This window comes from Acinetobacter sp. YH12134 (assembly GCF_013418555.1).
Lineage (GTDB): Bacteria > Pseudomonadota > Gammaproteobacteria > Pseudomonadales > Moraxellaceae > Acinetobacter > Acinetobacter indicus.
Genome location: NZ_VPBT01000041.1, coordinates 1 through 9,296, shown reverse-complemented (window position 1 = coordinate 9,296; position 9,296 = coordinate 1). Strand labels below are relative to the sequence as shown.

Annotated in this window: 7 protein-coding genes; 3 read left to right on the top strand and 4 right to left on the bottom strand. The window is 49.0% G+C overall.

The window, feature by feature from the left end:
- Positions 1-155: 155 nt before the first annotated feature.
- The gene (gene ilvD / locus FTU69_RS14410; RefSeq protein WP_180104092.1) at positions 156-1,985 is read right to left on the bottom strand and encodes a dihydroxy-acid dehydratase; all 1,830 of its coding nucleotides are present in this window, start codon (positions 1,983-1,985) and stop codon (positions 156-158) included.
- 423 nt (positions 1,986-2,408) lie between these two features.
- Here ilvD and fmt point away from each other — a divergent pair, with 423 nt between their 5' ends.
- Both fmt and rsmB read left to right on the top strand, forming a co-directional pair.
- Positions 2,409-3,371 carry a methionyl-tRNA formyltransferase gene (fmt, locus tag FTU69_RS14405; protein ID WP_180104091.1) on the top strand — a complete coding sequence of 321 codons (963 nt, stop codon included), beginning with the start codon at positions 2,409-2,411 and terminating at the stop codon, positions 3,369-3,371.
- Positions 3,368-4,672 carry a 16S rRNA (cytosine(967)-C(5))-methyltransferase RsmB gene (gene rsmB / locus FTU69_RS14400; protein ID WP_160240752.1) on the top strand — a complete coding sequence of 435 codons (1,305 nt, stop codon included), beginning with the start codon at positions 3,368-3,370 and terminating at the stop codon, positions 4,670-4,672. Before fmt ends, rsmB begins: the two co-directional genes overlap by 4 nt.
- A gap of 79 nt (positions 4,673-4,751) precedes the next feature.
- On the opposite strand, the gene FTU69_RS14395 is transcribed toward rsmB, so the two are convergent.
- The 3 genes from FTU69_RS14395 to FTU69_RS14385 all read right to left on the bottom strand — a co-directional run bounded on the left by FTU69_RS14395 (position 4,752) and on the right by FTU69_RS14385 (position 8,328).
- Positions 4,752-4,862 (bottom strand): methionine/alanine import family NSS transporter small subunit, encoded by a 111-nt coding sequence (locus FTU69_RS14395; RefSeq protein WP_005181164.1) that lies wholly within the window; start codon positions 4,860-4,862, stop codon positions 4,752-4,754.
- A 1-nt stretch (position 4,863) separates the two neighbouring features.
- Positions 4,864-6,351: a sodium-dependent transporter gene (locus FTU69_RS14390; protein ID WP_180104090.1), complete on the bottom strand. Its 1,488-nt coding sequence runs from the start codon at positions 6,349-6,351 to the stop codon at positions 4,864-4,866.
- A 525-nt stretch (positions 6,352-6,876) separates the two neighbouring features.
- Complete coding sequence (locus FTU69_RS14385; protein WP_257223658.1) at positions 6,877-8,328, bottom strand: aldehyde dehydrogenase family protein; 1,452 nt, start codon at positions 8,326-8,328, stop codon at positions 6,877-6,879.
- A gap of 137 nt (positions 8,329-8,465) precedes the next feature.
- On the opposite strand from FTU69_RS14385, the gene FTU69_RS14380 reads away from it, so the two are divergent.
- Entirely contained in the window at positions 8,466-9,149 is a 684-nt protein-coding gene (locus tag FTU69_RS14380) for a TIGR04219 family outer membrane beta-barrel protein (RefSeq protein ID WP_156188662.1), read from the top strand.
- The last annotated feature ends 147 nt before the right edge of the window (positions 9,150-9,296 follow it).

Genomic DNA, 9,296 nt, shown 5'->3' with positions numbered 1-9,296 from the left:
ATCTGATAGATATGTTTTACCTGAGAGACGGATGAGGAGTTACCCAAGAGTTGTAAAAGGAAAACCTCAAAAATACCCAAGAAAAAGCCAGTCAATCTCTTAACTGACTGGCATTATCCTGATGGAGTGCTTTTGTAGCTCTAAAAACTTAGTGCTTAGATTTCACGTACCGCACCTTTGGCCGCACTGGTGGTGTGCATGGCATAGGCTTTCAGTGCTTTAGAAATCTTGCGTGGACGTTCCTCAGCTGGCTGCCAGCCTTTGGCTTCCTGTGCTTCACGGCGCGCTGCCATGGTTGCATCATCAACCGCCAGGTGAATGCTACGGTTTGGAATATCAATTTCAATGCGATCGCCATCTTCGACCAGACCAATCGCACCACCTTCAGCCGCTTCCGGAGAGACGTGACCAATCGACAGGCCAGATGAACCGCCCGAGAAACGGCCATCAGTCAGCAAGGCACAGTCTTTGCCCAGACCTTTAGATTTCAGGTAGCTGGTTGGGTACAGCATTTCCTGCATCCCCGGACCACCACGTGGACCTTCATAACGAATCACCACCACATCACCGGCGTTGATTTTACCGCCCAGAATCGCCTCCACCGCGGCATCCTGGCTTTCAAATACGCGAGCTGTACCATTAAATTTCAGGATGGATTCATCTACACCCGCAGTTTTTACGATACAGCCATCCAGCGCGATGTTGCCGTACAGCACGGCCAGACCACCATCTTTAGAGAAGGCATGTTCAGCATTACGGATCACACCATTTTCACGGTCGCCATCAAGGCGTGAATAATAACGGTCTTGTGAGAATGCAGTCTGGGTCGGAACGCCACCTGGCGCCGATTTGAAGAAAGTGTACACCTCTTCGTTTTCAGTACGGATGATGTCCCATTTATCTAAGGCATCTTTTAAAGTTGCTTCATGTACAGTCGGTACAGAAGTATCCAGCAAACCGGCACGATCCAGCTCGCCTAGAATACCCATGATCCCGCCGGCACGGTGGACATCTTCCATATGTACATCATTTTTCGCCGGAGCCACTTTACACAGGACCGGCACTTTACGCGATAAACGGTCGATGTCATCCATGGTGAAATCAACACCGGCTTCATTGGCCGCAGCCAGCAGGTGCAATACGGTATTGGTTGAACCGCCCATGGCAATGTCCAGCGTCATGGCATTTTCATATGAGGCTTTGGTGGCAATTGAACGTGGCAGAACGCTGTAGTCTTCCTGTTCATAGTGACGTTTGGCCAGTTCCACAATTAAAGAACCAGCACGTTCGAACAGTTTTTTACGGTTGGCGTGGGTGGCCAGTGTAGAACCATTACCTGGAAGAGATAAACCGAGTGCTTCGGTCAAGCAGTTCATTGAGTTGGCAGTGAACATACCTGAACATGAACCACAGGTTGGGCAGGCTGAACGTTCGTATTCCGCCACTTCTTCATCGGTGAAGTTGTCATCTGCAGCGACAATCATGGCATCAATCAGGTCGATGGCTTTTTCATTGCCACGGATTTTGACTTTACCCGCTTCCATTGGACCGCCGGACACAAACACCACTGGAATGTTTAGGCGCATGGCGGCCATTAACATGCCCGGGGTGATTTTGTCACAGTTGGAGATACACACCATGGCATCGGCACAGTGTGCGCTGACCATATATTCAACCGAGTCGGCAATCAGGTCGCGTGATGGCAAGGAATACAGCATACCGTCATGACCCATGGCGATACCGTCATCGACTGCAATGGTATTGAATTCTTTGGCTACACCACCTGACGCTTCAATTTGACGTGCCACCAGCTGACCCAGGTCTTTTAGATGCACGTGACCCGGTACAAACTGGGTAAAAGAGTTGACCACCGCAATAATCGGCTTGCCAAAATCTTCATCTTTCATCCCGGTCGCACGCCATAAGCCACGTGCGCCCGCCATATTTCTTCCGTGTGTCGATGTTTTTGAACGATAGTCAGGCATGTGTATTTCCAACGAGTTGTGCTTGAGAGGGTGAATCCCCACCTCTGGCTAAAATGTACTGATCTTCAGGTTATCAGTTGAAATTTCGTCACATCATACTACAGCTCAATCTGTCAGCGTGCTGGGTGATCGGGTCTTTTGAACCTTTTATTCTACGATCTTTCAACTGATGAAAACTGGGGAGACTCGCCTACGGAGCCGATATGATTTGATCATAAAGCATTAGCTCCGGCATTTTCATGAATAATTTTTACCTTTTATATAAACAAAATTTATTGATATTAATTTTTTAAATAAAATTTTGTTTGCAAAGAACAGCACCCAGCCAAACTCATGAAGATGCAATCTCTATTTACATGACAATTTAGGCTTAAAAAGGCTTTTCGCATATAATGTGGGGCAAGTTTATATGGAATCTCATGTGTGAAAATTATCTTTGCGGGAACACCAGAATTTGCAGCTGTAGCGCTCGATGCCTTATTAAAAACCGAGCATGAAATTGTGGCGGTCTATACTCAACCTGACCGCAAAGCAGGCCGCGGACAAAAACTCACGGCCTCTGCCGTGAAACAACTGGCGCTGGCGCATGATCTTCCGGTGTATCAACCGTTACATTTTAAATCGTCCACGGAAGAAGGTCTGGCGGCGCAGGCAGAACTAAAAGCCCTGAATGCTGATGTAATGGTGGTGGCAGCCTATGGCCTGATTTTGCCACAAGTGGTGCTGGATACACCCAAATATGGCTGCCTGAATATTCATGGTTCGCTGCTGCCACGCTGGCGAGGGGCGGCGCCCATTCAACGCGCCATTGCCACCGGCGATGCCGAAACCGGCGTGACCATTATGAAGATGGCGGCCGGGCTGGATACCGGCGATATGATGTATAAAACCCTGTGCCCGATTACAGCCGAAGATACTTCTGCCAGCCTACATGACAAACTGGCCATTCAGGGTGCAGAGGCGATTGTGGCGGTACTGGCTTCGGAGCAGACTTTACAACAGTATCTGGAACAGCGCGAAGTGCAGGATGAAGCTTTAACGGTATATGCCCACAAGCTGTCTAAAGCCGAAGCGAAAATTGACTGGTCTCAGGATGCTGTGACAATTGACCGCAATATTCGCGCCTTTAACCCATGGCCGGTGGCGTTTATTCCGCTAGATGAGCAGAGTAATTTACGGGTCTGGGGATCTGTGCTGTCGAATGAAGCGGTCAATGGCCAGTCGGCGGGGACCATTCTGGCGCTGGATAAACAGGGCGTGCATGTGGCCTGTGGCGATGGCAAAGCCATCTGCCTGACCAGCCTGCAATGGCCGGGCGGTAAAGCACTGAATCCGGTCCAAATTGTACAAACCCAGAAATTAAGTATTGGGCAGGTGCTGGCATGAATCAACATCCATCCGGTCAGTCACATCTGAACTTACGCGCCCAAGTGATTCGTACTTTATTGGCCGTCCAGCAGGGCCAATCTCTGGCCAGTATTTTACCGCTGCATCTGACCAAGGTCGCCGAGCGTGACCGGGCGCTGTATCACGAACTGGTCTTGGGCACCTTACGTCAATGGTATGGCCTGAAAAGCATTACCCTGCCTTTGCTGGTCAAACCACTGAACAATGAAACCGTCGAAACCTGTCTCTATGTCGGGCTGTATCAGATTTTATGTACCCGTATTGCCGACCATGCAGCCATTTCAGAAACCGTGACTGCCACCAAGCAGCTGGGCTTTCAGGCACTCAGTGGTGTGGTCAATGCCATCCTGCGACGTGTTTCACGTGAAACATCGGTCTTTGAGCAGGCCCTGCAAGCGGCGCATGGTTTACCTAGCTGGCTGTTTAAACGTCTGAAAAAAGACTGGCCGGAACAGCTGGAGCAGCTGACCCAGGACCTGAAACAGACAGCGCCACTGACCTTAAGGGTCAATCAGCGCAAGATCAGCCGTGAAGCCTATCTGAATAAACTGTTGGGTGCCGGTATTCAGGCTCGTCCAGGTGAACGTTCCGATGTGGCAATTATTCTGGAGCAGGCGGTGCAGATTCCGGAGCTGCCGGGCTTTGATGCCGGCTGGTTCTCGGTACAGGATGAACATGCCCAGCTTTGTGCGCAGTTACTGCCAGATTTAAATGGCAAAGTGGTGATTGATGCCTGTGCAGCCCCGGGCGGAAAAACCGCACATATTCTGGAAAAATTTAGTCCGGCCACTTTGGTGGCACTGGATCAGGACCCGAAACGCCTGCTACGGGTCACGGAAAATCTGGAGCGCCTGCAACTGACCGATACGCAGCAGGTCGAAATTCTGGCGGCAGATGCTACGCGCTGGACCGCAACCGAACCGGTCGATTGTATTGTGCTGGATGCACCCTGCTCTGCCATTGGGGTGATGCGCCGTCATCCGGATATTCGCCTGTTACGCCAGTCCGCTGACATTCAGCAAACTGTCGAGCTGCAGCAGCAGATTCTGGAACAGATGTGGTCCCAGCTAAAAGTCGGCGGCACCTTGCTGTATATCACCTGTTCCATTTTAAAAGCAGAAAATGAACAGCAGATGCAGCAGTTCTTTGCCCAGCATGCCGATGCCAAAGAAATTAAAATTGTCACAGACTATGGTGTCGAACAGCAGTATGGCCGCCAGCTGTTACCGGAAGCCGGACGCGGCGATGGCTTCTATTATTGCCGGATCGAAAAAATCTAGACGATAAAAAAAGGAACCCTCAGGTGGTTCCTTTTTTTATTCTACAGCAGCTTAGTCTGCACATGCATGTACCACAGACTTAATCCTCTGGTTCATCTGGATGTTTGCTCAGATGAATCATGGCCAAGATTAAACCGCCCCAGAGCAGGACAGTCGAGATGATCATCATGATAATTGCTTCAGTATTCATCTTAGTTCTCCTCTTCCGGGACTTTGTCTTTCAGACAGCTTAGTACAATGGCACCCACAATAAACAGGGCCAGCGTACCGCCACCCACCAACCATAAGATTTCAGCCGGATAACCGCCATAACCTTCTGCAACAATCGACTTGATGGTTAGGCCTAAAGCCACCAGTAATGATAATGGAGTAATCACGGTTAACAGGAAGTTCCAGCCGGCACCCAGTTTAATACTAGAGTACTGGTTGATATGCGCCTGTAACTGCGACAATAACGGACGACGGAACCACGACACCAGAATAATTGACAGTAAACCACCACCCACAATACCAATGTTATTGGCAAAGTAGTCAATGATGTCGACAAAGGTAATCGCACTATGGGTCGAGAAAATCAGGGTCGAAACAATGGCGGAACCACCGGCAATAATACTGACCGATTTTTTACGTGACCAGCATAACTTGTCCTGGAAAGCTGAAATCGGCACTTCCAGAATACTGACCATGGAAGTAATCCCGGCAACGGTCAACGAGGCAAAGAACAGGAAGCCAAATAAGTCGCCGCCTGCGCCCATGCTGGAAATAATTTTCGGGAAGGCAATAAAGGCCAGACCAATACCGCCAGATACCACTTCTTCCACGGTTGAGCCTGAGCTGAAGGCCATAAAGCCCAAAGCCGCAAATACCCCGATACCGGCCAGAATTTCAAAAGACGAGTTGGCCAGCGCAACCACCGCACCGGAGCCGGTCATATTGGTTTTACGCTTTAAATACGAGGCATAGGTCAGCATGATCCCGAAGCCCACAGACAGCGAGAAGAAGATATGACCAAATGCAGCCAGCCAGACTTTATAGTTGCCCATCGCTTCCCAGTTCGGGGTAAAGAAGGCATTTAAACCTGCGGTTGCACCCGGTAAACGGATCGCCTGAATCACCAGAATCGTGAACAGTACCACCAGTAACGGCATAAAGATTTTATTGGCCAGTTCCACACCACGACGTACACCACCGTAGAGAATGAACATCACCACCGCCCAGACAATCACCAGACCGAAGAATAAGGTCGGTACAAAGCCCAAGGCCAGCCCTTCGCCATTTTGCAAATAGGAATTAAAGAAGAAGGCCTGGGTGTCTGCCCCCCATTTCTGGCCAATTGCGTAGTACATATAACTACCGGCCCAGGACAGAACGCTGGCATAGTAAATCCCGATGACCAAAGTCACCATCACCTGCCACCAGCCCAAGGACTCACTGTTCATGAGCTTTTTATACGCCAGTGGCGGCGCTTTACGGAACTTATGCCCGACCGCGTAATCTAAATATAATAACGGCAAACCGGCAGCAAAAATTGCCACCAGATACGGTACTAAGAAGGCACCACCACCATTTTCGTAAGCCACATAGGGAAAACGCCAAATATTCCCCAAGCCTACAGCTGAACCAATCGCTGCAATAATAAAGCCTGATCGCGCGGACCAGTTTTCACGATTTCCTGACATAAAACACCTAAACCTAGATGCTTTTTTCACTGCTTTTTATGTGGTTTTCTCGCAAGCAAAAAAGCACCATGCAATATTAATCTTGAGTGTTTGATTTAGCCTTGACCTTTTGGGTACTGGTTTCTAAATGACAAACAGGGAGTGGATGACGAAAACTTGCTTAAAGTGCATCGTGAAGACTCCCTTTTATATGGTTCAACAATACTCACTTTTAAAAAATTATTCTGTAATTTCTGCTCCAAATCTTGGGTTTTTATAATCTATCCTGATTCAACCGCTCAATTAATCAGCTTATTTATTGTACAATTTTGGTTATGAATTACCAAACTTTTTGGAATATATTATGAAGTAAAACTGAAAACTCAATTGCTATCCTTTAAACGGTCATTTATACCCGATGATATAAAATGCCTATCACCTACCCGCACTGCTTTCTTCGGATACTGTATTTCATCAATAGATTGCCGTGATCCATAGATGAGGATGCATCAAGCTCAAGCTTGCCCTTGATGCATCTCCCAGCGATCAACCCTGTTGATGGATCACCAGCAAACGTTCTTCCTGCATATCACGAATTGCCGATTGAATTCCCTCGCGGCCCAGACCCGAATCCTTGACCCCGCCATACGGCATGTTATCGACCCGGAATGATGGAATATCGTTAATAATTACCCCGCCAACATGCAGCTGGTCCCAGGCATATAGCATCTGCTGCAGATTCTGAGTATAGACCCCGGCCTGCAAACCAAAGCGGCTCTGGTTAATCCGTTCAATACCCTGCTCAAATTGTTCATAAGGCTCCAGAATAGCCACCGGACCAAAAGCTTCATTCTGGTAAATTTCCGATGTTGGCGAAACCTGCTCCAGCAATGTCGGCTCGAACATCACCCCCTGCTGTTCGCCACCCACCAATACCGTCGCGCCTTCTGCTACGGCCTGATCCAGCCATTTTTTCAGGCGCACGGCTTCGTTCTCTTTAATCATCGGCCCAACCAAAGCGCTGTCCAGACGCGGATCAGCTGCCCGTAATGACTGCAAACGGCTGACCAGTTTATCTTTAAGCTGTGTGTAAATCGCGCGATGCACCAGAATACGCTGCACACTAATACACACCTGTCCGGCATGGTTATAGGCACCGCCAATTAACCGGTCAACCAGCGCATCATTGACCTCGGTATCGGCCTCAATCATCACGGCAGCATTGCCGCCCAGCTCCAGCGTGACCTTTTTACGTCCGGCACGCGCTTTCATGTCCCAGCCCACCACATCGGAACCGGTAAAGCTCAGCAGTTTAAAGCGGTCATCGGTGACCAGCACATCGGCCTGCTCACGCGGACAGGGCAATACCGAAAAGGCCCCAGCCGGCAAATCGGTTTCCGCCAGAATCTCGGCAATTTTTAAGGCAGAAATCGGGGTTAGACTGGCCGGTTTTAAAACAAAGGGACAGCCGGCAGCAATCGCGGGTGCAATTTTATGGGCAGTTAAATTCAGAGGAAAATTAAATGGACTGATCAGCGATACCGCGCCAATCGGTACCTGTTTACTGATGCCCTGATAACTGCAAGCCGCGCCAGTTACTGCCAATGGCATCATCCGGCCCTGATCCATCTGGGTTACTGCATCCGCAGCCAGTTGAAAGGTATTGATTAAGCGCTCTACTTCAGCAGCGGCAGCCCTTTTCGGTTTACCGCCTTCAATAATCAGCAGTTCGGTGAGCTCGGCCCGGCATTCCTGAAAACGCTGCACACAATGCAGCAGGATTTTCTGTTTCTGAAACGGTTTTAATGCCGCCATCGCCGCTTCCGCCTGGACTGCGGCCTGAATCGCCTGCTCCAGCGTCTCTGCATCGGCCAGCGCCACACGTGCATAACAGCGTTGCAGATACTTATCTTCGACCTCTAGCCACTGGCCGGTCACATGCGGCTGTCCAGCCAGATATAAAGGATAATCGTGCGGATGATCAGTGTGCGTAGCCATGTGCAGGTCCTCTATTTTTTGCATGATGCGTCAATACAATTTATACCAATTCCCGATATGATGCGCCGAGATGTTTCCCGGTTCCATCCTCCACAATAAATTTATTCTGAGAATATACAAGCTCTACAGGGATTTTTATGCGTACACGTCCAGCATTGTGTTTCATCCTCGGTCTTGGCTGTTTTAGCGCCGCGCAGGCCGATATTATTGGTGTTAAAGGTAGCGTCGATTACTGGCATTATGACAGTGACTTATCGAGCGCCTTGGGCCAGCCCGAGATGAAAGATGACTCCAGTTTGTCTTTTGCCTTGGCGGTTGAACATCCAGTACCGTTATTACCGAATGTCAAAATCAAGCACAGCACACTTGAGGCAGAATCAGAACGCGAAGTTCTGAATGAAAAAATGGAGCGGATCGACCTCGATTATTCCGACTTCATTGTCTATTACGAAATTCTGGACAATATTGTCAGTGCCGATATTGGTGTGGGTGCCAAGGTGCTGGACGGTACCGTGCAGCAGAATTTAACCGAAGTGGAACAGGTCAGTGAAACCTTGCCAATGCTGTATGCCGAAGCCGGGGTGAAACTGCCTTTTACCGGTTTAAGTGCCAAAGCCGAAGCCAGCTATGCCAAGTTTGATGATACTGTCATTAGCGATGCACAGGCAGAACTGAAATATAATTTTATTGATAATTTACTGGTCGATGTCGGGCTGAAGGCCGGTTACCGCATTTTAGATGTGGAACTGAACGAAGGTGATGAGCGTAATCTCCAGCTGGATTTTAAAGGTCCTTATCTCGGGCTGGAAGCACACTTCTAAGCCAGGCAAATTATCTTTATACGGCAGAGTAAAACTTGAAGTGCGACATAAACCACCTAATTAATTTAAAGGGTTTATGGAGTATATAAAATTGTCATACCATCATCTTAACTTTGAAGATCGTACTGCATTAATGCTTGAGTCAAG

Coding starts and splice junctions, on each gene's coding strand:
- ilvD (WP_180104092.1), bottom strand. CDS start 1,985: ATGCCTGACTATCGTTCAAAAACATCGACACACGGAAGAAATATGGCG.
- rsmB (WP_160240752.1), top strand. CDS start 3,368: ATGAATCAACATCCATCCGGTCAGTCACATCTGAACTTACGCGCCCAA.
- FTU69_RS14390 (WP_180104090.1), bottom strand. CDS start 6,351: ATGTCAGGAAATCGTGAAAACTGGTCCGCGCGATCAGGCTTTATTATT.
- FTU69_RS14385 (WP_257223658.1), bottom strand. CDS start 8,328: ATGGCTACGCACACTGATCATCCGCACGATTATCCTTTATATCTGGCT.
- FTU69_RS14395 (WP_005181164.1), bottom strand. CDS start 4,862: ATGAATACTGAAGCAATTATCATGATGATCATCTCGACTGTCCTGCTC.
- FTU69_RS14380 (WP_156188662.1), top strand. CDS start 8,466: ATGCGTACACGTCCAGCATTGTGTTTCATCCTCGGTCTTGGCTGTTTT.